This window comes from Rhodococcus sp. H36-A4 (assembly GCF_027158005.1).
Lineage (GTDB): Bacteria > Actinomycetota > Actinomycetes > Mycobacteriales > Mycobacteriaceae > Rhodococcoides.
In genome coordinates this window covers 354,061-376,795 of sequence record NZ_JAPVLQ010000001.1, presented here as the reverse complement: position 1 = coordinate 376,795, position 22,735 = coordinate 354,061, and the positions used below count along the sequence as shown (strand labels likewise).

General features: G+C 63.2%; 23 protein-coding genes. 8 read left to right on the top strand and 15 right to left on the bottom strand.

Features of this window, described 5'->3' with window-relative positions; translation table 11 throughout:
• Positions 1–3: 3 nt before the first annotated feature.
• The 3 genes from sepH to O1W68_RS01725 form a co-directional block, all read right to left on the bottom strand.
• On the bottom strand, positions 4–909 hold the full coding sequence (gene sepH, locus O1W68_RS01735; protein WP_269301169.1) for a septation protein SepH: 906 nt from the start codon (positions 907–909) through the stop codon (positions 4–6).
• A gap of 296 nt (positions 910–1,205) precedes the next feature.
• On the bottom strand, positions 1,206–2,327 hold the full coding sequence (gene serC, locus O1W68_RS01730; RefSeq protein WP_269301168.1) for a phosphoserine transaminase: 1,122 nt from the start codon (positions 2,325–2,327) through the stop codon (positions 1,206–1,208).
• Positions 2,328–2,386: 59 nt separating this feature from the next.
• Positions 2,387–3,505: a citrate synthase 2 gene (locus O1W68_RS01725; protein WP_269301167.1), complete on the bottom strand. Its 1,119-nt coding sequence runs from the start codon at positions 3,503–3,505 to the stop codon at positions 2,387–2,389.
• 155 nt (positions 3,506–3,660) lie between these two features.
• On the opposite strand from O1W68_RS01725, the gene pdxH reads away from it, so the two are divergent.
• The 4 genes from pdxH (at position 3,661) to O1W68_RS01705 (ending at position 7,578) form a co-directional block, all read left to right on the top strand.
• Positions 3,661–4,278: a pyridoxamine 5'-phosphate oxidase gene (gene pdxH, locus O1W68_RS01720; protein ID WP_269301757.1), complete on the top strand. Its 618-nt coding sequence runs from the start codon at positions 3,661–3,663 to the stop codon at positions 4,276–4,278.
• A 59-nt stretch (positions 4,279–4,337) separates the two neighbouring features.
• On the top strand, positions 4,338–5,273 hold the full coding sequence (locus tag O1W68_RS01715; protein ID WP_269301166.1) for an aldose 1-epimerase family protein: 936 nt from the start codon (positions 4,338–4,340) through the stop codon (positions 5,271–5,273).
• Positions 5,270–6,208 (top strand): carbohydrate kinase family protein, encoded by a 939-nt coding sequence (locus O1W68_RS01710; RefSeq protein ID WP_269301165.1) that lies wholly within the window; start codon positions 5,270–5,272, stop codon positions 6,206–6,208. Before O1W68_RS01715 ends, O1W68_RS01710 begins: the two co-directional genes overlap by 4 nt.
• A gap of 71 nt (positions 6,209–6,279) precedes the next feature.
• Entirely contained in the window at positions 6,280–7,578 is a 1,299-nt protein-coding gene (locus tag O1W68_RS01705; protein ID WP_269301164.1) for a citrate synthase, read from the top strand.
• A gap of 79 nt (positions 7,579–7,657) precedes the next feature.
• Here O1W68_RS01705 and O1W68_RS01700 read toward each other — a convergent pair whose 3' ends face one another.
• Positions 7,658–8,452 carry a carbon-nitrogen hydrolase family protein gene (locus tag O1W68_RS01700; protein WP_269301163.1) on the bottom strand — a complete coding sequence of 265 codons (795 nt, stop codon included), beginning with the start codon at positions 8,450–8,452 and terminating at the stop codon, positions 7,658–7,660.
• 160 nt (positions 8,453–8,612) lie between these two features.
• Here O1W68_RS01700 and O1W68_RS01695 point away from each other — a divergent pair, with 160 nt between their 5' ends.
• Positions 8,613–8,972: an FKBP-type peptidyl-prolyl cis-trans isomerase gene (locus O1W68_RS01695; RefSeq protein WP_084347584.1), complete on the top strand. Its 360-nt coding sequence runs from the start codon at positions 8,613–8,615 to the stop codon at positions 8,970–8,972.
• Positions 8,973–8,994: 22 nt separating this feature from the next.
• On the opposite strand, the gene O1W68_RS01690 is transcribed toward O1W68_RS01695, so the two are convergent.
• The 4 genes from O1W68_RS01690 to O1W68_RS01675 all read right to left on the bottom strand — a co-directional run bounded on the left by O1W68_RS01690 (position 8,995) and on the right by O1W68_RS01675 (position 12,454).
• Positions 8,995–10,299: a sensor histidine kinase gene (locus tag O1W68_RS01690; protein ID WP_269301162.1), complete on the bottom strand. Its 1,305-nt coding sequence runs from the start codon at positions 10,297–10,299 to the stop codon at positions 8,995–8,997.
• Positions 10,296–11,000, bottom strand: coding sequence for a response regulator transcription factor (locus O1W68_RS01685; RefSeq protein ID WP_269301161.1), 705 nt, complete (start codon positions 10,998–11,000; stop codon positions 10,296–10,298). The genes O1W68_RS01690 and O1W68_RS01685 overlap by 4 nt, the downstream gene beginning before the upstream one ends.
• Before the next feature lie 13 nt (positions 11,001–11,013).
• Positions 11,014–11,220, bottom strand: coding sequence for a hypothetical protein (locus O1W68_RS01680; protein WP_269301160.1), 207 nt, complete (start codon positions 11,218–11,220; stop codon positions 11,014–11,016).
• Between the two features lie 76 nt (positions 11,221–11,296).
• Positions 11,297–12,454, bottom strand: coding sequence for a GGDEF domain-containing protein (locus O1W68_RS01675; protein ID WP_269301159.1), 1,158 nt, complete (start codon positions 12,452–12,454; stop codon positions 11,297–11,299).
• 105 nt (positions 12,455–12,559) lie between these two features.
• Here O1W68_RS01675 and O1W68_RS01670 point away from each other — a divergent pair, with 105 nt between their 5' ends.
• On the top strand, positions 12,560–13,888 hold the full coding sequence (locus tag O1W68_RS01670; RefSeq protein WP_269301158.1) for a cryptochrome/photolyase family protein: 1,329 nt from the start codon (positions 12,560–12,562) through the stop codon (positions 13,886–13,888).
• 13 nt (positions 13,889–13,901) lie between these two features.
• Here O1W68_RS01670 and O1W68_RS01665 read toward each other — a convergent pair whose 3' ends face one another.
• The gene (locus O1W68_RS01665; RefSeq protein WP_269301157.1) at positions 13,902–14,804 is read right to left on the bottom strand and encodes a DMT family transporter; all 903 of its coding nucleotides are present in this window, start codon (positions 14,802–14,804) and stop codon (positions 13,902–13,904) included.
• Between the two features lie 50 nt (positions 14,805–14,854).
• Complete coding sequence (locus O1W68_RS01660) at positions 14,855–16,711, bottom strand: AMP-binding protein (RefSeq protein WP_269301156.1); 1,857 nt, start codon at positions 16,709–16,711, stop codon at positions 14,855–14,857.
• Positions 16,712–16,942: 231 nt separating this feature from the next.
• Between O1W68_RS01660 and O1W68_RS01655 the strand changes: the two genes are divergently transcribed.
• Positions 16,943–17,794 (top strand): type IV toxin-antitoxin system AbiEi family antitoxin domain-containing protein, encoded by an 852-nt coding sequence (locus O1W68_RS01655; protein WP_269301155.1) that lies wholly within the window; start codon positions 16,943–16,945, stop codon positions 17,792–17,794.
• 173 nt (positions 17,795–17,967) lie between these two features.
• Complete coding sequence (locus tag O1W68_RS01650; RefSeq protein WP_269301154.1) at positions 17,968–18,312, top strand: hypothetical protein; 345 nt, start codon at positions 17,968–17,970, stop codon at positions 18,310–18,312.
• Here the strand turns inward: O1W68_RS01650 and O1W68_RS01645 are convergent.
• Genes O1W68_RS01645 through O1W68_RS01625 form a run of 5 tightly spaced genes read right to left on the bottom strand, consistent with a single transcriptional unit; the run spans position 18,309 to position 22,726 of the window.
• Positions 18,309–19,814, bottom strand: a complete 1,506-nt coding sequence (locus O1W68_RS01645; RefSeq protein WP_269301153.1) for a carboxyl transferase domain-containing protein — start codon at positions 19,812–19,814, stop codon at positions 18,309–18,311. The two genes, O1W68_RS01650 and O1W68_RS01645, sit on opposite strands and share 4 nt — an antisense overlap.
• A gap of 10 nt (positions 19,815–19,824) precedes the next feature.
• Complete coding sequence (locus tag O1W68_RS01640) at positions 19,825–21,018, bottom strand: ABC transporter permease (RefSeq protein ID WP_269301152.1); 1,194 nt, start codon at positions 21,016–21,018, stop codon at positions 19,825–19,827.
• Positions 21,015–21,908 (bottom strand): ABC transporter ATP-binding protein, encoded by an 894-nt coding sequence (locus O1W68_RS01635; protein WP_269301151.1) that lies wholly within the window; start codon positions 21,906–21,908, stop codon positions 21,015–21,017. The genes O1W68_RS01640 and O1W68_RS01635 overlap by 4 nt, the downstream gene beginning before the upstream one ends.
• Before the next feature lie 12 nt (positions 21,909–21,920).
• The gene (locus O1W68_RS01630; RefSeq protein ID WP_269301150.1) at positions 21,921–22,457 is read right to left on the bottom strand and encodes a hypothetical protein; all 537 of its coding nucleotides are present in this window, start codon (positions 22,455–22,457) and stop codon (positions 21,921–21,923) included.
• Positions 22,454–22,726: a helix-turn-helix transcriptional regulator gene (locus O1W68_RS01625; RefSeq protein WP_269301149.1), complete on the bottom strand. Its 273-nt coding sequence runs from the start codon at positions 22,724–22,726 to the stop codon at positions 22,454–22,456. Before O1W68_RS01625 ends, O1W68_RS01630 begins: the two co-directional genes overlap by 4 nt.
• Positions 22,727–22,735 lie beyond the last annotated feature (9 nt).

The following is a 22,735-nucleotide window of genomic DNA, read 5'->3' as shown; positions in this document are numbered from 1 at the left end:
TGGTCAATTGTGTCCGCTGCTGCGGACACCCAGTAGAACGTCCTCCCACGAAGGCATTGCAGGCTTGCCCTTCTTGTCCTTCTTCGGCGCAGGAGGCTCGTGCCGCTTCGTCTCGGCGACCGCGGGCACCGGGGGCTCGGCGACCTCTGGTGCGGCGTTCTCTGGCGCGAGGTCCACTGGCGCGGCGTTCTGTGGTGCCGGGGCCTGGGGTGCGACGGTTTCGATCTCACTGTCCGCGGTGGTGCCGTAGTACTCGTCGAAGGATTCCTCGGATGTCTCTTCTTCGATTGCCAGCGAGTGCACCGGAGCGAGTCCGCGCAGCTGCCGTCCGAAGTCCGGGTCGATCAGCTCCGCTGCGGCATCGTCCAGTGCGGTGATGGTGCCACCGTGGCCGTCGGGAAGATATTGCCAATGCGCCTTGTTGGTCGTCCGACCTGCCTGCCACTTCAGCTGAGCTACCCACTTGTTGTCCTCGTCGCGCCACGCGTCCCACGTTGCTTCGCCGAGATGGTGGCCGCGAGCGCGGAACGCAAGCGCGACGATCTCGGCCAGAGTCTGGACGGCAGGGCCGTCGTGACGAAGAGGGTGGCCGGCTTGCGCCATGCTGGATGCCTGGGACCGTTCGAGAAGTACCGGATGGGCGAAGACCTCTACCCGGCTCAACGCCATTCCCGATTCGTTTGCAACCTGTTCGACGGTGGCCCCACCGCGGATACGAGCCTGGATCTCCCTGGGCCTGAGCACACTGTCCATTTGGATCTCAATCTGTCCTAGTCGAGCGATGTCGCCGCGAGAGGCCGCGCGGAGCTTGTCGTCGGCTGGAAGCCGGAATTTGTCGCCGGTGGTTGGATCTGCGCAAATGACGTGCTGACCGTCGGGTTCGAGACCGACCACACGTAGATCTCGCACCTTGACCTCCTCATCGCGCCGACTCGCGATATCGTCCTGTTCGACAGTAATCCAATCGTGATCGACGGTGTGTCTCCGACACGCGTCCGGCGTCATCGATGCTCGTGAGTCATGAGCGTAGTCATTGCAGTGTCCTGCTGTGGTGGTTCGGTGATGGCAGCATCAAAAGTGTTGGCGCCCTTGGCTATCGAGTCTCGGTAAAACGCACATCGGGCGCTCCCTCCGAGGTCGTTGCGCTCGCGAACGTATCCGCAAGTGTAAGCCTCTTCGGCAGCGCCCGAGCTGTGAGCGTTCTGCTAACTCAGTGTGGAAACGACCCAATCGATGCTCTTGGTCAGTGCCGTGACGTCGTCCGGTTCGATGGCCGGGAACATCCCGACGCGCAACTGGTTACGTCCAAGCTTGCGGTAAGGCTCGGTGTCGACGACGCCGTTGGCGCGAAGAACCTTGGCAACCTGAGCGGCGTCGACCTTCTCGTCGAAGTCGATGGTGCCCACGACCTGGCTTCGGTGTGCCGGGTTCGACACGAACGGAGTGGCGAAGTCGCTCTTCTCGGCCCAGTCGTACAGGCGCGAAGACGAGTCCGCTGTGCGCTTGGTCGCCCAGTCCAGACCACCCTGGCTGTTGAGCCACTCGATCTGATTGGCGAACATCAGGAGCGTCGCCACTGCGGGGGTGTTGTAGGTCTGGTCCTTGCTGCTGTTGTCGACCGCGATCGGCAACGACAGGAAGTCCGGAACCCAACGGCCCGAAGTCTGGATTTCACTGACGCGCTCGAGTGCAGCCGGGCTCATCAACGCAACCCACAGGCCACCGTCGGCGGCGAAGCACTTCTGCGGAGCGAAGTAGTAGACATCGGAGTCGGCGACATCTACCGGCAGACCGCCCGCACCCGACGTCGCATCGATCGCGATGAGTGCGTTCTCGGAACCGGCAGGCCGGCTCACCGGGATCGCAACGCCGGTCGACGTCTCATTGTGTGCCCAGCCGATCAGGTCGACCGACGGATCCGACGTGGGCTCGGGAGCACTGCCTGGTTCTGCCTTGACCACGATCGGATCGCCGATGAACGGGTTGTTCTTGGCGACCGAGGCGAACTTGGAGCTGAATTCGCCGTTGGTGAGGTGCAAAGACTTCTCACGGATGAGTCCGAAGGCCGCGGCATCCCAGAATGCGGTGGTGCCACCGTTGCCGAGAACGACCTCGTAGCCGTCGGGCAGCGTGAACAGGTCCCGTAGGCCACTGCGCACCCGCGCGACGACGTCCTTGACGGGTTTCTGGCGATGGCTGGTGCCGAAGACGGATGCGCCGACGTCGACCAAGGACTGCAGCTGCTCAGGGCGAACCTTGGAGGGTCCGCAACCGAACCGTCCGTCGGCGGGCAGGAGTTCGGTGGGAATGATCGGCAATTCGGCCATTGAGTAGCGCATCCTAGCGTCGTGGGGATATGGCACCTACAGGGTAGTCGGACCCGCACTCAGGCGATCTGGCCCCACCCGTCGACGGATTCGGGGGTGCGGGGCTCGGGACCGGTGTAGATGGCTGCCGGGCGTACGAGCTTACCGAGTCGCTTCTGTTCCATGATGTGCGCGCACCAGCCGGCGGTGCGGCCACAGGTGAACATCGCGGGCATCATGTGCGGGGGAACCTCGGCGAAATCGAGGATCACAGCGGCCCAGAACTCGACGTTGGTTTCGATTGCGCGGTCGGGGCGACGCTCACGCAGTTCGGTCAGCGCGGCCTGCTCGAGTGCGGCAGCGGCCTCGTAGCGGGGTGCACCGAGTCGCTTCGCGGTCGCGCGCAACACCCGGGCGCGGGGATCCTCGGCGCGGTAGACACGGTGCCCGAAGCCCATGAGCTTTTCTTTGCGGTCGAGGATTCCCTTGACGAGTCCGCGGGGATCGTCGGACTTCTCGACCTCTTCGATCATCGGCAGTACTCGGGCCGGAGCGCCACCGTGCAAAGGGCCGGACATGGCGCCGATCGCTCCGGACAGTGCCGCGGCGACGTCGGCTCCGGTGGAGGCGGTGACTCTCGCGGTGAACGTCGAAGCATTCATACCGTGCTCGGCCGCGGAGACCCAGTAGGCGTCGATGGCCTCGGTGTGTGCCGGGTCCGGGTCGCCCTTCCAGCGGGTCATGAAGCGGGCGGTGACGGTGTCGCACCGATCGATCTGCTTCTGCGGCACAGCAGGCTGGTGGATTCCGCGAGCGGACTGTGCGACGTAGGACAGTGCCATTACGGACGCGCGTGCGAGCTGGTCGCGGGCGGTGGCGTCGTCTATGTCCAGTAGCGGCTCGTAGCCCCAGATCGGCGCGAGCATCGCAAGCCCTGCCTGGACGTCGACGCGGACGTCACCGGTGTGGACCGGGAGTGGAAACGGTTCGGCGGGCGGCAGCCCGGAGCCGAATTTCCCGTCGACGAGCAGTGCCCATACGTTGCCGAACGTCACCCGCTTGGATACGAGGTCTTCGATGTCGACGCCGCGATAACGCAAGGCACCGCCGTCTTTGTCCGGTTCAGCGATATCGGTGGTGAAGGCGACGACGCCCTCGAGGCCACTGACGAAATCTTCGGGGACCTGTTGAACAGCCATTGCCTGGACTCTCCTCGTAACCGTAAATGCCCGGCTCCAGCCGTAGTGCCCGGTCCGGGCCGCGTCCGGGCTTTCTCTTCAGGAAGAACTTTAGCCGGTCGTACTCGGGAGTAGCGTCTGGGTTCGTGCCGAACCGAAAACCACACCTTGCCGATTTGCGTGTCGACTACGGCACGGACACCGACCTCGACGTCGGTCGATTGCGGAGCGGTTGGCTGCCGGTGGCACAGGAGTGGTTGACCGAGGCCATCGAGGCGGACATTCCCGAACCGAATGCACTGGTGCTCGCCACCGTCGATGCCGCGGGACATCCGTCCACGCGCACGGTGCTGTGCAAGGGCCTCGACGTGGACGGCGTCGTTTTCTACACAAATTACGACTCCGACAAAGGCAGGCAACTCACCCACACGCCCTATGCGTCCGTGACGTTCCCGTGGATCGGTATCGGACGTCAGCTGACCATTCGCGGCGCGGTCGAGCGGGTGTCCGCCGAGAACACAGCCGAGTACTTCGCATCACGGCCACGGGGATCGCAGCTGGGTGCGTGGGCATCGCAACAATCGCGCCCGGTGAGTTCGAGGGCAGAGCTCGAGCACGCGCTCGAGGATGTGGACCGAAAGTTCGACGGCCAGGTGGTGCCCGTTCCTCCGCACTGGGGTGGGTTTCGGGTCCTTCCCGACACCGTCGAGTTCTGGCAAGGGCGAACAAACCGCCTGCACAACCGAATTCGGTTCACGGTCGCGACGTCGGAAGTCGAGCGACTACAGCCGTGACCCGACTTCATTCGCTATAGAGTCACCGGAGAGGACTCCCAGCATGGACAATGACACCCATGCCTGACGAACGAAGCGCCAGCGAGACCTACCGGTTGGTCAGTGGGAAGTATCGAGCCGAGATCGTCTCCACGGGTGCAGGCCTGCGCATGCTGGAGTTCGACGGCTTGCCGCTGACCGAGACGTTTGCAGCGGGGAAGAAGCCGCCGCTGTCGGCCGGGCTGGTCCTTGCGCCCTGGCCCAACCGAGTCGCCGACGGGAGATTCACCTTCGGCGGCATCGAGCATCAGCTCGAGATCACCGAACCTTCGCGTCACAACGCCAGTCACGGATTCGTGCGACGTGTCGAGTGGACTGTCGTCGATCGGGCGGACGCCCGCGTCGTACAAACGGTGGACATCGGCGAGCAGCAGGGGTGGCCGTATCCGTTGACGCTGACTGTGGCGCACGAGCTGACACCCGACGGTTTGGTCGTGACAGCAACCGCAGAGAACGTCGGAAGCGCTGCTGCTCCGTTCGGTATGGGGTTTCACACCTTCGTTCGCGTCGGGGATGTTCCGTTGGACGAATGCACCCTCGAGTTTTCGGCGGGCACCAGATTGCAACTCGATCCGAAGCGCATGCTGCCCAACGGACCTTCCGTCGAGACTGCGGGTACGGAATACGATTTTCGAACGCCGAAGTCGTTGAAGGGTGTCTGGCTGGATACTCCCTTCAGCGCCGAACTGCCCGACGTCGACGGCCATGCCCAGCACATTCTTCGGGCACCGGACGGGACCGCGACGGTGCTGTGGACCGACCGTGAATTCGACTGGGTGCAGGTCTTCACGGCCGATCCTGCGCACGATCAGGCGTATCCGGATCGGGGTCGGGCGTTGGCAATCGAGCCGATGACATGCCCGCCCAACGCGTTGAACTCCGAGATCGATCTACTGGTTCTGCAACAGGGACAGTCGTGGTCGGGGACGTGGGGAATGGAGTACCGATCAGCATGACGATCCTCGTCTGTGGCGAAGCCCTCGTCGACCTCGTACCCGTGCACGAGGGACCGTTGTTGTCGCCGAAGCTCGGCGGGGGACCGTTCAACGTCGCGGTCACTCTCGGTCGGCTCGGTTCCCCGGTCGCCTTTCTGTCACGGGTGTCGACGGATCCGTTCGGTGAGCAGATTCTCGGCAGCCTTCGCGACGCCGGTGTCGACACGACCTGGGTGCAGCGAGGCGCGGAACCGACGACGTTGGCGATGACGACACTCGCCGACGACGGGAGCGCGCAGTACTCGTTCTATGCCGACGGGACGGCCGACCGTCTCGTGGCGGATCCTGGCCAGCTCCCCGACGAGATCACCGCGCTGTCTTTCGGCACGTTGTCGCTGCTGTACGAACCGGGGGCTTCGGTGTACGCCGCATTGCTTCACCGTGCGCACGCCGCCGGGAAATTGACGATGCTCGACCCGAACATCAGGCCTGCGGCCATCGACAGTCCGAGCGGGGATATCACCGCCGACGGTTTCCGGGCGAGATTCAAGACGTGGTTGCCCGCCGTCGACATAGTGAAGGTCTCGGAAGATGATTCCCACTGGCTGGGATCGGGCCCGGAGGGTACTTCGGTCGACGACTGGCTCGCGAGCGGCGTCACAGCAGTGGTGATGACTCGCGGCAGCGACGGCGTATCGGTGTTCACCGCGAGTGGCGAAATCAGCGTGCCCGGTGTATCAGTTGATGTCGTCGACACCATCGGCGCAGGTGACACCGTTCACGGCGCGTTACTCCACTTCTTGGAAGAGGAGAACATTCTCACATCTGGCGCACTGAGTGAGATGATCAAGGAAGAGTGGGAGCGAGCACTGAGATTCGCCGCACGGGCCGCCGCCATCACGGTATCGCGTCCGGGAGCAGACCCTCCGTGGGCGTCCGAGGCGCCGAGAGACTAGTTTCTCTATCGACTGAAGATTGTTTCCGATCTAAGTACATGTCCGTTACCAGAGTTCGAGAGGGACCATTCGTGCCCGCTGAGAATGAAGCAAAAGCCACCCTCACCTATCCCGGTGGCGAACACGTCATGTCCATTGCCAAGGCAAGTGAAGGCAACGACGGTATCGAACTGGGAAAGTTGCTGGCTACCACCGGCTACACGACGCTCGACGGTGGTTTCGTCAACACTGCGTCGACGAAGTCGGCCATCACCTACATCGATGGTGACAAGGGCATCCTGCGTTATCGCGGGTACCCGATCGAACAGCTTGCCGGTAAGTCTTCGTTCATCGAGGTCAGCTACCTGTTGATCTACGGCGAGTTGCCCACGGATGATCAGCTCGAGACCTTCACCGACAAGATCCGTCGACACACGCTCCTGCACGAGGACCTCAAGCGGTTCTTCGACGGTTTCCCGCGCAATGCGCACCCGATGCCGGTGTTGTCGAGTGCCGTCAATGCGCTGTCGGCGTACTACCAGGATTCACTGGATCCCGACGACCCCGAGCAGGTGGAGTTGTCGACCATCCGCTTGCTGGCCAAGTTGCCGACCATCGCGGCGTACGCCTACAAGAAGTCCGTCGGTCAGCCGTTCCTGTACCCGGACAACTCGAAGAGCCTGGTGGAGAACTTCCTGCGTATGACGTTCGGCTTCCCGGCCGAGCCGTACGAGGTCGATCCCGAAATCGTCAAGGCACTCGACATGCTTCTCATCCTGCATGCCGATCACGAGCAGAACTGTTCGACGTCGACGGTTCGTCTCGTCGGTTCCTCGGACGCAAACCTGTTCACGTCCATCTCCGGTGGCATCAACGCACTGTGGGGCCCGCTGCACGGCGGCGCCAACCAGGCAGTCCTCGAGATGCTCGACAAGATCAAGGCCGAGGGCGGCGACGCAACCGACTTCGTCAATCGCGTCAAGAACAAGGAAGACGGCGTGAAGCTCATGGGCTTCGGGCATCGCGTCTACAAGAGCTTCGATCCGCGCGCGACGCTGGTGAAGGAAACCGCGCACACGATCCTCTCGAAGCTGGGCAACGGTGACGAACTCCTCGACATCGCGCTCAAGTTGGAAGAGACCGCGTTGACCGACGACTATTTCGTCGAGCGCAAGCTCTACCCGAACGTGGACTTCTACACCGGACTGATCTACCGCGCGATGGGCTTCCCGCCGCGCATGTTCACGGTGTTGTTCGCCATGGGCCGGCTTCCCGGCTGGATTGCGCACTGGCGCGAAATGCACGAGGACCCGACCACCAAGATCGGTCGCCCACGTCAGATCTACACCGGTTACACCGAGCGGGACTACAAGGATCTCGGTTCCCGCTAGTACAACCTCCGCGAAAGCCGCCGTCTCCGAAAGGAGTCGGCGGCTTTTGTCGTATCCGGCCAGGGCAAGAGTCGAAGGGCTAGAACTGCCGACGGTTCGCCAGCACCGGAAGCTTCGCGCGGATCGGTGCTACGAGTGCGGCGTCGATATCGACGGTGAGCAGGCCAGGGGTCGCGTCGAGTTCGCCGAGAACCTCGCCGGTCGGGGAGCTGACGACGCTGTGGCCGACGCCGAGTGGGGCTGTGCCCCCGGCGTTGTCGGGTTCGGCTTGATCGCAGGCGGCGACGAAGGCGGTCGAGTCGAGCGCCCGCGCTCGCGCCAGCAGTGACCACTGTTCGACCTTGCCGGGACCGGAACCCCAGGATGCAGGCACGACGATCAGTTCCGCACCCAGATCCCCGAGCCGCTGGAACAGCGCCGGGAACCGCAAGTCGTAACAAGTGGCGAACCCGACGGTGACGTCGTCGATCGTGAGAATCAGTGGATCCGAACCAGGTGCGACGGTGTCGGATTCGGCGAAACCGAAAGCGTCGAACAGGTGGATCTTGTCGTAGTGCGCTTCGGTGGTGGGGCCGGTGATCAGCAGGGTGTTGCCGACTCTGCCGTTGTCGGCCGGGGTGAACATGCCTGCCACGACGGTGATCCCGATCCGCTGCGCGATCTCGCGGACCGCGTCGGCCCACGGGCCGTCGAGGGGTTCGGCGACGCCTCGAATCGGACCAGAGAAGCATCGCATCATCGCCTCGGGGAACACGACGAGTGATGATCCGGCTGCGGCAGCAGCACGGGTGTGTGCCTCGATGATCTTCAGGTTGTCGGCCGGTTCGGTACCGCTGGTGACTTGCGCGAGGCTGATCCGGATTGTTCTGCTCATCTTCGATCTCCTGATTGACGTATCTCGAGTGCTCTCCGCAATCGTATGCAATCGCGTTGTGGGCTCAGCGTTATCCGATGCCAATCCGCTGACCTGCGAAAACGGGCCAATTCTCATACCTGCTCCGCTCCGCTGACCTGCACAACGTAAAGTTCAGCGAATGACGAAACCAGTGATCGAGTTTCAGGCTGGACCTCCCCCCACCGATCTGGTCGTGGTGGACCTGGTCGAAGGTGACGGTGCCGAGGCTGTTGCAGGCGGCGATGTGGAAGTTCATTACATCGGTGTCGAGTTCGACTCCGGTGAAGAGTTCGACTCCTCCTGGAGTCGCGGAGAGTCGATTCAGTTCCCGCTGCGCGGACTGATTCAGGGCTGGCAGGACGGAATTCCCGGAATGAAGGTCGGCGGCCGACGTCAGCTGACCATCCCACCCGAGCTCGCATACGGTCCCGCAGGCGCAGGCCACCGCCTCTCCGGCAAGACCCTCGTGTTCGTGATCGACCTGCTCGACGTCAAATAAGCTTTTCAGGCCCACCGAGGGTTCACGCCAGGGTCTGGTCTTCGAGTTCGAGAACCAACCTGGCACCGCCCAGAGGGCTGTCGGTGAAATAAGCACGGCCACCGTGCAACTCGGCCTGTTGCTCGACGAGCGCCAGGCCGAGTCCGGAACCACCCTTGGCTGCGGAGGCGCCGCGGTAGAAGCGTTCGAAGACAGAACTCCGCTCCTCTTCCGGCAGGCCCGTTCCGTTGTCGTCGACGATGACTGTGACGAGGGTGCCGTCCTGTTCGATCGTGATGGTCACCGCGTCGGCGCCGCCGTGGCGCACTGCGTTGGTCAGCGCATTGCCCATCGCCAGCCGAAGTCCGGTGGGGAGAGCGCGCATGGACACCGACGGTTCGGAGTCGATGTGTACTGCTAATCCTCGATGTTGCCGCATGGCGTCCTGTGCGGCGATGTCGCAGATCTCGACCACATCGGTCGGGACGCGGTCGCTGTCGCTCGACAACTCGCCAGAGGCCAGCCGTTCGAGCGCAGCGAGAGTAGTTTCCACTCGCCCCTGGGTGCGCTCGAGGTCTCCCAGAATCTCCTGTCGCTGAGCAGGTCCGAGATCGAGCGTGCTGAGGACCTCGATATCGGTGCGCATTGCTGTCAGCGGAGTGCGTAGCTCGTGCGCAGATACTGCGGCGAAATCGCGGGCAGTGGACAGTGCGGCGTTCGTGCGGTCCTGGGCGTCGTTGACGCGTTGGAGCATTCCGCCGATGGCGATGGCGAGTTCGTCGGCCTCGCGTACCCCGGTTTTCGTGTCGGGTGGCATCGGCGGTTGGGCGCTGACCTGGCGAGTCAGCTCGACCAGCGGTCGGACCGCGCGTCCGCCGAACAGCCAGCCGAGACCGGTCGAGACGGCGATCGCGCACAGTCCGACGAAGATGACCTGCTTCTGCTGCTCGTCGGTGACCTGCTGTGCTTCGATGGCCGGCACCCCGATAGCGATCGAAATATCCACCAGGGAGACAGTTTTGGTCGTGTAGACCCGAAATCGCTGACCGTTCACATCGACGGTGGCCGAACCTTCTCCCAGATCGGGAAGCTGGATGGGTGTCGATGCACGGACGGTATCGCCGGTTCGGATCGTCACGGCGAATGCCGCGGAAAGTTGATCGAGGAATGTCTCGAGCACAGCAGCATTGGGAACGAGCGCCTGTGATGCCGTCGTCAACCTCTCGTCGAGCTGATTGACGTTGTTGCGTGAAATAGCAACCGAGGTCACCACTGCGAGAGCTGCGACGACGAGGGTGGCGCCCAGTGCCGTTGCTGCGGCGACGCGCGCTCGCAACGAGAACCTCACGAGGGCACCCGAAGAACGAATCCGACGCCGCGAACCGTGTGCAGCACCCGAGGCGCGCCTCCGACTTCCAGCTTTCGGCGCAGGTATCCGACGAAGACGTCGACCACATTGGTGTCGGCTACGAAGTCGTAGCCCCAGACGAGTTCGAGCAACCGCTCGCGCGTGAGCACGACGCCCTTGTTGCGAGCAAGAATGGCCAGCAACTCGAATTCCCGTTTGGTGAGGTCGAGTTCGCGGCCGCCACTGTGCGCGCGGTAGCCGGGCAGATCTACGGACAGTCCACCGATCGAGATCTCCGAAGTCGATGCAGGGGCGGGCGGGGGCGCACTGGCTCGCCTTCGCAGCATGGCGTTGATACGGGCGACGAGCTCGGCAAGTACGAAAGGTTTGGTCAGATAGTCATCGGCGCCGGATTCGAGACCGGAGATTCGATCGTCTACCGACGCGCGCGCACTCAGCACGCAGATCGGGACATCGTTACCCATCGCGCGCAAGGCCTTCACGACACTCGCGCCGTCGAGAATCGGCATGTTGATGTCCAGGACGACGACGTCCGGCGACCGACTCGAGACCGCCGTCAGGGCGGCCGCGCCGTCGGCGGCGGTGATCACCGTGAATCCGGAGAGCTGAAGTCCTCGTTGGAGCGAGGACAGGACGTCGTCGTCGTCGTCGACTACTAACACTGTCGCAGATTCGGGCACTGCCCCATTGTGCCTATGCTGCCCAGCTGTCGACGGTCGACTGGCGTTCTTCGGGCGTTTTCGCGAAGAACTCCTCGAGTGCGCTTCGGCGGCTGAGGTCGGTGTCGAGCGACCACGCGACGGCGGGCGCCTGCGCGTACAGGGCCTGGTAGTACTTCTCGAAGGTGCAGGTGCTGTTGACCAAGGACTGTGCGCCTGGGAATGTCGGTGTAGATCTCATAGAAGAGTTCCTCTCTTGGGGTATTTCCCAAGGTAGGAGGAATTCTTGCAGTCACTGTGAATGTCGAGTGGGAGTTCTATGAGAATCGTTCGCCGACGTCTGTGACGTCGACGACATCGCCTATGTGGGTTCGGTCGCCTCCCGCTTTCTTGGCGGTGTACATCGCCTCGTCAGCACTGGCAATGAGCCGATTCAACAACAGTGTCGGGTCGGTTACGAGTCTGCTCGGCACCGGCACCGACAGTGATATCCCGACGCTCGCGGTCACCGCTGGTTGCGAGCTGGTCCGCACGACCGTCCGAAGGAGTTCGGCACGGTGGGCCAAGTTCACCGATTCGCCCGCGACTCGACGTTCCATCACCACGAACTCCTCGCCGCCCACGCGGGCGAGCGAGGCGTCGGGAATGGCCTCGCCCAATGCCTTCGACACGGCCACCAGTACGGCATCACCGGTTTGATGGCCGTGGGCGTCGTTGACCGATTTGAATCCGTCCAGATCGAGAAGATAGACGACGAAGATTGTGCCGCCCTTCGATCCCGGCCGTCGGATCTCGCGATGGAGGCCGCGTCGGTTGAGCGTGCCGGTCAACGAATCGAATTCGGAGGCCTCGGCGTCGACGGTCAGGATGCCCATCAACAACAGAGTCATGATCGGCACCGTGCTGATCACGGCCAGGACGGCAGTGGCGATCGCGATCACTTGGATGGGCGGAGTGCCGTCGGTGATCTCTCGGACCGAGATGATCATCACGACAGTGGCGGCCGAGGTCATGGCAAGTGCGAAGACACGGGAACCGTGAAAGAACACGACATAGCCGAGGATGGCTGCGTACGAAGAGCAGGCCATCAATCCGAGGAGTGGGCCAGGCATCGTGAGCGCTGCCTCGCCCAGGAAGATGCAGCTGGTGGTGACGAAGCACAGAGACAGCTGAACATCGAGCCAGGGCTCCGCCCGCCAGAGCAGAACGGCCCATCCGGTGTCGACGACGATGACGACAATTGCCATCACCATCAGATGCGGTTCGCTGGACGCATTTTCTCCCAACCGGAACAGCAGGGGTTGCATGCCGAGGACGAGCAACGTGACGACCACCGCGACCCGGGTACTTCGCATGAGGCCGCGGTCGACGAGGTAGTCGGTGAACATGTCGTATCGGTGCGCCGTCTTCCAGATCCGAACCGATTCTGCGCGTGCCCGTGCGATCGGGGTGGCAGGGGTGCGTCTCACTGGCATGAAGATCGACAGTCCATTCTCACCCAACGAACCGGGTGGTCGGTTGCTCGAAGATACTTCCACTATCCAGGATTGTGCGGAGTGGGGATGGGTAAGACTGAACTTATGACACTCGTGTGGTTCCGCCGTGATCTTCGACTGGGCGACCTGCCGACCATCACGGCCGCAGCGGACTCGGGCGATCCGGTTCTCGGGCTCTTCGTCCTGGACGATCGATTGCTGAAAGCCTCCGGCGGGCCGCGTCGCGACTTTCTGTTCCGCAGCCTGGCAGCTCTCGACGAGCAGATGGGCGGTCGACTGCTCGTCGTCAACGGCGATCCCGAGACCGTGGTGCCTAAGGTCGCCCGGGCGATCGACGCCGAGTGCGTCCATGTCAGTGCCGACTACGGTCCCTACGGACGTGAGCGGGACGAACGCGTCGGTAAGCAAGTGTTATTGGTGACGACGGGATCGCCGTATGCCGTGGCACCAGGGCGGGTCGTCAAGAGCGACGGTGAGCCGTACAAGGTCTTCACTCCCTATTTTCGGCAATGGCTGGATCACGGCTGGCGGGGACCTGCCGATACCTCGGCATCGACGCTCGACTGGATCGACCCCGCCGACGTGTCCGGTCCGCGGCGGGTGCAGATTCCCACCGAGGAGGACGGCTCGGACTTCGCTGCCGGTGAGAAGGCCGCGTCGACCCAGTGGAGTGAGTTCCTCGAGCGAGTGAAGGGATACGACGACGAGCGCAATCGTCCCGACCTCGATGCAACGAGCCGAATGTCGGTCTACCTGAAGTACGGCAACATCCACCCGCGGACCATGCTGAAAGATCTGGGTGCGCTACGCAGTGAGGGCTCGGCCGCGTATCGACGGCAGATCGCCTGGCGAGATTTTTACGCGGACATACTGTTCCAGCGACCTGACAGTGCGCGTGAGAACTATGTGAAGAAGTTCGACAAGATCGAGCTCGACTCCGGAAAACATGCGGACGAGTTGTTCGCAGCGTGGTGTGAGGGGCGTACCGGATTTCCAATCGTCGATGCCGGTATGAGGCAGTTGAATTCGGAGAAGTGGATGCACAATCGGGTACGGATGATCGTCGCGTCGTTCCTCGTCAAGGACCTTCATCTTCCGTGGTGGCGAGGCGCACGCTACTTCATGAACACCCTGGTCGACGGCGATCTTGCCAGCAACCAGCACGGGTGGCAGTGGACCGCAGGATCGGGCACCGATGCCTCGCCGTACTTTCGGGTGTTCAATCCGATCACTCAAGGCGAGAAGTTCGATCCGACCGGTGATTACGTGCGGCGTTGGGTGCCCGAACTGCGCGGGGAGGAAGGAAAAGCAGTGCACACCTTGAAGTTCGGTCGCCCACAGGGTTACCCGGACCCGATCGTCGATCACAAGCATGAACGTGAGGTAGCTATCGCGCGGTTCAAGGCGCTCTAGCATTCGAGGTGCTCTAGCGTCGACGCGAGACGCCGACCCCGACGAGGCAGATTGCCCCACCTACCACTGCGAGGTAGTGCGGAATCTCCCCGAGTAGAAGCCACGCCAACGTGATGGTGATCGGTGGTACCGCGTAGGTGGTGACGCCGAGGCGGCCGGCATCCATGCGTGTCAGCGCGTACGCCCAGGTGCTGAAGGCCAATGCGGTCGGTATCAACCCGAGATAGAGCAGACCACCGACAGCGGCTCCCGACGCATCGGCGAGGTCGCCGATCAGAGCCGGCGCGAAGGGGAGTGTGCACAGAGTTCCGATCGCGCACGCCATCCACGTCACCTGCAGGCCAGGTACGGAACGCAGTACCGGCTTCTGGCTCAGTACACCGATCGCATACGTCACTGCTGACACCAGACACAATGCGATGCCGAAGAACCCGGCGTCGGTCTTCGTCGTATCACTAGTGGTGAGAGCGGTAGTGACCCCGACCATGACGGCACCCGCGAACGCAATGGCCGCACCGATGACGAGCCATCGAGGAAAGCCCTCGCCGAGGAGCAGGCCCGCGAACAGTGCAACCAGAATCGGGCCGATCTGAATGAGCATCGACGTGGTCCCGGCATCGACGCGCTGCTCGGCCGCGTTGAGTGCGACGTTGTAGATCGCGAACCAGAACACCCCGATGCTGAGAATCTGTAGCCACTGAGTTCGGTTCGGCCGGACCCACTTGCCCTGAAGCAGCAGAATCGACCCCAACACCGTGCTCCCGATCAACAACCGGCCCAGTGCGAGTGGCCCGGCGCCGAACGAGGTCCCGACACCGCGGATCGCCACGAACGCCGACGCCCATGCCACCACCGTGGTGACCACGGCAGCGACGGCGAGCCAGTCTGCTTTCGGTGAGGTACCGAGCTTGCTCATGACGAGGACGCTACTGTGGCCGAGCGGATCTGGGCGCGCGAACCTCGCCGTCAGTGTCGGAGGAGCTTCTCCAGCGCATCCAATACCGCCGGATCCTCGATGGTCGAGGGAACGCCGTACTCGTCCCCGGCGACGATCTGACGCATCGTCTTGCGCAGTATCTTTCCTGACCGTGTCTTCGGAAGCGCGCCGACGATGGTGACGTCGCGAAAGGTCGCGAGCGCCCCGATCTGTTCTCGCACCATGGCCACCAGTTCGGTGCGGAGCTGGTCCTCGGTGATCTGCTCACCCGACTTGAGGACTACGTAACCACTCGGGCGTTGGCCTTTGAGGTCGTCGTGGATGCCGATCACCGCGCACTCGGCGACAGCCGGATGGCCCGCGAGTACCGCCTCCATCGCGCCGGTCGACAATCGATGTCCGGCAACGTTGATGACGTCATCACTGCGGCCGAGCACGTAGACGTAGCCGTCGGAATCGATGTACCCGGAGTCTCCGGTGAGGTAGTACCCTGGAAACGTTTCGAGATATGAACTGCGGAAACGTGATTCGTCGTTCCACAACCCGACCAGGGTGCCCGGTGGCAATGGCAGTTCGATGACGATATTGCCTTCCTCGCCCGCCGAGACGGGGTTGCCGACGGCATCGAGAATGCCGACGCGAAAGCCAGGCACCGGCACTGTCGGCGAACCGGACTTGATCGGAAGTGGTTCCAAGCCGAGCAGATTGGCGCAGATCGGCCACCCGGTCTCGGTCTGCCACCAATGGTCCACGACCGGAATGTTCAGGATGCGGCACGACCATTCGTAGGTGTCCGGGTCGAGCCGCTCACCCGCGACGAACAACATCTTCAGCGAGGAAACGTCGTACTTGCTCAGCTCCGCTGCCTGCGGGTCCACCTTGCGAATCGCGCGCAGGGCAGTGGGCGCAGTGAAGAGCGCCCGAACACCATGATCGGCAACGACACGCCAGAACGCCCCAGCATCCGGCGTCCCGACGGGTTTGCCCTCGTACAGAACTGTCGTCGCTCCGGCGAAGAGGGGACCGTAGACGATGTAGGAATGGCCGACGACCCAGCCGACATCAGAGGCCGTCCACATGACCTGGCCTGCCCCGACGTCGTAGATGTTGCTCATCGACCACGTCAAAGCGACGGCGTGCCCACCGTTGTCGCGGACGACGCCCTTCGGTTTACCGGTGGTGCCGGAGGTGTAGAGGATGTACAGCGGATCGGTCGCCTGCACCGGGATCGGATCGGCGTCGGTGGCGCCGGCGACCTCGGTGTCCCAATCGAGCCAGTCGTGTTCGGTCGGTATCCCGTCGCGAGCTTTGACAATGACCTTCGGTGGTGCGGCCGTGGACATGTCGAGAGCCTTGGCGATGAGTGGGAGGTACTCGATGACGCGGGCCGGTTCGAAGCCACCGCTCGCCGTCACCAGCAGGGTGGGCTCCGCGTCGTCGATGCGTGCGGCAAGCTCCTTGGCGGCGAACCCACCGAAGACAACCGAATGCACGGCGCCGATGCGTGCGCACGCCAGCATCGCGACCACGGCCTCGGGGATCATCGGCATGTAGACCACGACACGATCGCCGACCCGTACGCCATGCGCGAGCAGGACTCCGGCGAACCGTGACACTTCGCCCAGAAGTTCGGCGTAACTGTAGGTGCGCTGCACACCGATCATCGCGGAGTCGTAGATCAGCGCGGCCCGGTCGCCGTGGCCTGCGCGAACGTGGCGGTCGAGCGCGTTGTAGCAGGTGTTGAGGGTGCCGTCGGCGAACCATCGCTCACCGTCGAACGCCGTCGTCGGGGCGCTGTTCCAGTCGACGGCCTGCGCAGCGTCGAGCCAGAATTCCTCGCGTCGGTCGATGCTGTTGTCGAATGCTGTCCGGTATTCGCCGCTCATGGGGCAACCATAGTTGGGCGTCGGTTGCATGTGGGTACTTCTCCGGTGGTCGCCGAGAATTGCACACTATCGGCGCGGATCGCCGGAATACCGTCGGATTGGGCCGATAGTGTGCGCTGAGGCACCCGGAAATATGCGCTGAGGCACCCGAAACTGTGGATGGACAGGAGTTGTCCACAGATTCGAGATCGCCTCTACCGCGAAGCGGTCCCGTCGGCAACGGTGTACGCCATGGGGGTTCGTACATCAGCACAACTGATCGCGGCGGGGGTGAGCCGCGGGAATATCGCCTCTCGCGTGCGCTCGGGGAAGTTGATCAGAGTTCTACCGCAGGTCTACGGCGACGAGAAGCCTGACTATCCGGGCCTGTGCACAGCCGTGACGCTGTGGAAACCAGGTGCGGTGATCAGCCATTTGTCCGCGGCGTGGCTGTGGGGGCTCATCGAGTACGAGCCTGCGCATGTCGAGGCGACCGTGGACCCGTCGGGCCAGGTTCGCTGCCCCGACTGGATTCGGCTCTATCGACGCACACTCCCGACGGTCACGGCATATCGGGGGTTGCCGGTCGTCACGATCGAGCAGACCTTCCTGGACGTGTCGGTGACGCTGCCGAAGCCCCAGTTGGAACAGTTCTTCGACGCTGCGATCGACATGCACATTCCCTGGCACAGAGTCGCCGAATTCTGCGCGACCACAGGTGGTATGAACGGTACGACTGCGCTGCGAGAACAGCTTCGGCGGTGCTGCCCGGGTACCCGTTCGGAACCTGAGCGACGCGTGGCCAGGGCATTGACCGCGCGCAACTTTCGTATGGAGATCAATGCGAGAGTCGGCCGGTTCTACGGTGACCTAGTGGACTTCCGCGCTCGAGTCATCGTCGAGATCGACGGGCGCGCGTTTCACATCGATCCGGCGACATTCACCAGCGATCGTCGACGGCAGAACACATTGGTACTGGACGGGTGGCTGGTGCTGCGATATTCGGCGGCGACGGTGATGTCGGATCTCGACGGTGTGGTCGAGGAGATCATGACGGTTGTGCGGAGGAGACGAAAGTCGGTCAACTCTCCACCGCCGGCCTGAGTGCACACTCTCGGCGCGGATCGTCCGAATCCCGTCGAATCGGGCCGATAGTGTGCACACAGCAGTGCTACTTCGACCCCGACCGTCAGGGCGGCGTCATAGTCGGTGCCGCCGACGTTAGATTTCCGTCAAGTATCTCGAGCGGGCGGTCGGGTGCGGAAAGACTGAAGGACGTGACCCTCTTCGAACTTCTTCCTTCGCTTTCCGGTGCAGCACGTCCCCGATTCGACCCGACCACGTGGCCGGTGACGACGCGTTACCACCGCGGTCGCTTGACGTTCGACGGGATGGCCGCCGAGGATGTCGCCGACTGCATGGGTACGCCTGCGGTGTTCCACGGTGTCCTGGTGACGAGGTCCGCTCGGTCATCGCAGGCATCGTACGGATCGACGGCACGATCGACGACGTGGCCGACGCCGAGATCGCCGGCAGGCATTCGGTGGCAGGGCGTGAGTTCTTCGCCGTCGGCGACACCAAGATCGAACTACCGTCCGACGTTCGGGCAGGTGACGTTCTAGCGCTGGTCCCGAAGTCCCAAAGTCCGATAGCGGCTCAGGCGGGTGGTCAACCGCGTGCCCGGAATCTGCTGACTCAGGTCTTGTAGTTCGCGCGCGATGGCCCCGGCGACGCGAAGCGAGAAGTCGATCGGTTCCGTGGCCGCATCGGGGCTTTCAGGGATGATGGCGTCCACGATTCCCTCACGAAGGAGATCGACGGATCGGATGCCCTGCGACTCGGCCATGTCGGCGGCATGGCTGGTGTCGCGGTGCACGATGGCACTTGCACCTTCCGGCGGCAGTGGTGCGAGCCAGGCGTTCTCCGCGCACAATGTGCGGTCCGCCGGTAGCAACGCCAGGGCGCCACCACCGGTGCCTTGCCCCAGAAGCACCGACACCGTGGGCGTGTCGAGGGTGACGAGATCGGATATGCAGCGGGCGATCTCGGGCGCAAGGCCACCTTCTTCCGCCTCCTTCGACAGCGCTGCGCCGAACGTGTCGATCACCAGAACCAGCGGAATCGACAGTTCTTCGGCGAGCCGCATGCCGCGTCTAGCTTCGCGGAGCGCACCCGGGCCCATCGTAGCGGTGACACTGTGGCTGCTGCGATCGTTGCCGAAGAGGACACACGCGATTCCTCGAAATCGGCAGAGCGACAAAAGAATTGTGGTGTCGGATTCGCCTTGGCCGGTACCGCTCAGTGGAACCTGTTCGGTGGCTGCATGTTCCAGTAGTTCGCGAACCCCGGGGCGGTCGGGTCGACGGGAGGAGATCACCGACTGCCACGCCGTGCGCTCTTCTATGTCTGCGACCAGCGGCGCAGGTTCGAGTGTGACGGCCCGTGCGGCATCACCTGCGACGACGCGCAGGATCCGCACGAGCAGATGGCGCAGATTCGCCACCGGCACCACGCCGTCGATGACGCCGCGTCGATACAGGTTCTCGGCCGTCTGGACGCCCTCGGGGAAGGGCTTGTCGTAGAGCGCCTGGTACACGCGTGGTCCGAGAAATCCGATGAGCGCACCGGGTTCGGCGACCGTCACGTGCGCCAACGAACCCCACGAAGCGAATACTCCGCCGGTCGTCGGGTTTCGCAGATAGACCAGATATGGCAATCCAGCCTGCTTGTGCAGCGTGACGGCGGCTGCGATCTTGACCATCTGCACGAAGGCGAGAGTGCCCTCCTGCATCCGAGTTCCACCGGACGTCGGTGACGCGATCAGCGGCAGCTTTTCGGCCGTGGCACGTTCGATTGCAACGACGATCCGTTCGGCAGCGGCCACACCGATCGACCCCGCCAAAAAGCCGAACTCGCACGCGATCACGGCTACCCGACGGCCGTCGACCGTGCCGGAGCCGGTCAGGACCGATTCGTCGACGCCAGTCTTGTCCCGGGCTGCCTCGAGATCTGCTGCGTAGGCGGGGCCGGGGGAGACGTCGAGGGGAGTGGTGTCCCAGGAGACGAACGATCCGCCGTCGAGAACTGCATCGAGTATCTCGGCGGCGGACGTTCGTGTGCTCATGGTGGGAAGCTTAGCGAGCGAACGCTTCTTTCCACGTGACGGTCTTGCCGATGCGCAGGATGGACCGTTGGTAGATCTTCGCGGCGACGACGGCGAGGGCCGCGGTGGTCGCGAGCATGATCAGCGCGGTTCCGACAATTTGGTAGACCGGCGCGACTCCGGCGGCGATGCGTAGCGGCATCATGACTGCGGAGAACGGTGGGATCCAACTCAGCACACTGCTCAGGGTGCTCTCCGGATCGCCGACGGAATAGAAGGCGGAGAAGAACATTGCCATGATCAGCAGTAGTAGTGGCATGGTCGTGGAGTTGACGTCCTCCTGCCGCGAGACCATGGACCCGCCCGCCGCATAGAGCACTGCGAAGAAGGCGAAGCCGAGGATGAACCAGCCGAGGGTACCGGCGAACACGCTGATCGCGGCACCGGTGACGGTCAGAACTCCGGTGGCGAGGCCGGTGCCGACTCCCGCGATTCCGTACAGGGCGAGTTGAAGGATTCCGACGGCGCCGATGCCGATTATCTTGCCCCACAGCAGCTGTAGTGGCCGCACGGTCGATAGCAGCAATTCGACGACACGCGAGGACTTCTCCTCGACGACGCCCATCGCGACGTACATACCGAAGCCGATGATCTGCGCGTAGAGGATGAACACTGCGGACAGTGCCAGCGCAGTGCGCTGTCCCGCTTCGGGATCGGGCGGATCGATGGCGTCGACGGTGACGGTCGCTGACGTGGTGGCGGCGTTCAATGCGGCGCGATCGGCACCCTGCGCTTCGAGCGCGATGTCGGTCGCCTGGCTCTGGACGCTGCTTTCGATGATGGCCCGTAGTGTTCCAGTCAGTTCGGAATCGGTGATCGCGGTGTAGGCCCCTGCATTCTCGGGCACGAGTGCCACGGCAACGTCACCCGATTCGACACCGCTCCGCGCGGCAGCGGCATCGGAGAGTTCGCGGACCTCGACTGGATTGCCGACGGCATCCCCGGTGGCCTGCAGTACCGCCGCTATCGACTGATCGCCGACGACGCCGATGACGTCCCGGTCGTCGTCACCGCCGGAGAAGATGGAGAATGCGATGATGCCGCCGACGATGGCGGCGAGGATGATGATGTTGCTGATGACGAAGCTCTTCTTCATCACCTGTACCGCGAACTCGCGCTTGGCGATCAAACGTACAGCTCGGGTCGATGTCAGTTTTTCGCTCATGCCACTACCGCCTCTCGGAACAGATCACTGAGCGATGGTTTGTGGACGGAGAATTCGTGTACCGGGCCGGTGGCCAGTGCGGCATGTAGAACGTCCTGATCGGAGGCGCCTTGTTTCAGGCTGAGCACGAAGTGTCCGTCGCGATGACTCAGGGTGGTGACTCCGGCAATGCTGTCGGCCCATCCTTCGGTGGCGCCAGGCGCATGCACCTGCAACTGAGCGTCGCCGGATCCGCGGAGCTCGTCGACGGTTCCGACTGCCCGCATCGACCCGGCGGCGATGATGCCGACCCGATCGCACAATCGCTGTACCAAGTCGAGTTGATGGCTCGAGAAGATGACGGGGACTCCTGCGGCGGCTTTCTCGCGTAGTACCTCGCTCATGACATCGACAGCTACTGGATCCAATCCGGAGAATGGTTCGTCGAGAACGAGAACAGCGGGATCGTGTACGAGGGCCGCGGCGAGCTGCACGCGTTGTTGATTGCCCAGACTCAGTGCGTCGACGGTATCGCCGAGTCGTGAGGATATTCCGAGTCGCTCGGTCCAGCGTTGTACTGCGTCCTTGGCAACGGAAGACGAGAGACCATGCAGCTCGGCCAGATACGCCAGCTGCGGGCCGACCTTCATCTTGGGATAGAGCCCGCGTTCCTCGGGCATGTAGCCGATGGTGCGGCGCACTTCGAGGTCCACGGGCTTTCCGCCGAGCAGGACCTGTCCGGAGTCGGCGGACAGCACGCCGAGCGCAATGCGCATGGTGGTGGTTTTACCTGCACCGTTGCTGCCCACGAAGCCGAACAGTTCGCCAGGGCGGACGTCGAAGCTCAGTGCGTCGAGGGCGACCGTGTCGCCGTATCGTTTGGAGATGGAGTCGATCGTGAGGGTGCTCATGATCCCTTTCGGTCAGAGGTCTTCTGGATCGGGGTCGGGGGTTATCCAGGCGAGAATCAAAGCGGGAGAGCAGATTCCGGCCAGCAATGCGGTCAGCGTCCAGAGCGCTCCCGCGTAGGCGAGACGATCGTTCTCGATCCAGGTCGAGAGGAAGATCGACGCCATGACCGCCACCAGCACCAGGCCCTGGGTCACTGTCAGCCCGATCGAGCGAGCTTCGTTGCGCTGCTGGACTTCCCACTCGTCGAGTGCGCCCGCCGGCGCGTCACTGTGCCGACCGGACACTGTCTGCAGCATCGTCCACAGGACGAGGAACGCCGCCGTGGCCGGCAGCCAGGCGATGGGAGCGTACTGCCAGAACAGGGACAGAATCGAGATCACCAGGAGCGTGAAGAGAACGGCAACGACGGAAACCCCGAGGATGCGTCGACGCCGCTGGGTGCGCCACGTCGGAAGCCAGTGTCGCGTTTTGGCGTCGTTCTCGAGGAAGCGTCTGGTTCGAAAGGCCTGGTAGCGGGTCAAAATGTCCGCGGCTTCGGGTGTGGTCATGGGTTTTTCTCCCTTCGATACAACTCTGCGGAGAGCGGTCCGAACTCTTCTCGCGAGAACACTGCTTCCACGGGTAGGTGGAAGACGTCGCACATTCGCAATGCGAGATCGAGACTCGGGTAGTGGTCACCACGTTCGAGGGCGCCCACAGTCTGGGGGTTCACTTCGACGAGTTCGGCAAGTTGCGCGCGGCTCATCTTTCGTTCTGCCCGCAGGACTCCCACCCGGTTGTAAATCGGGAGCGTGTTCCCACGCTTTATGGGGCTCATGTATCAAAG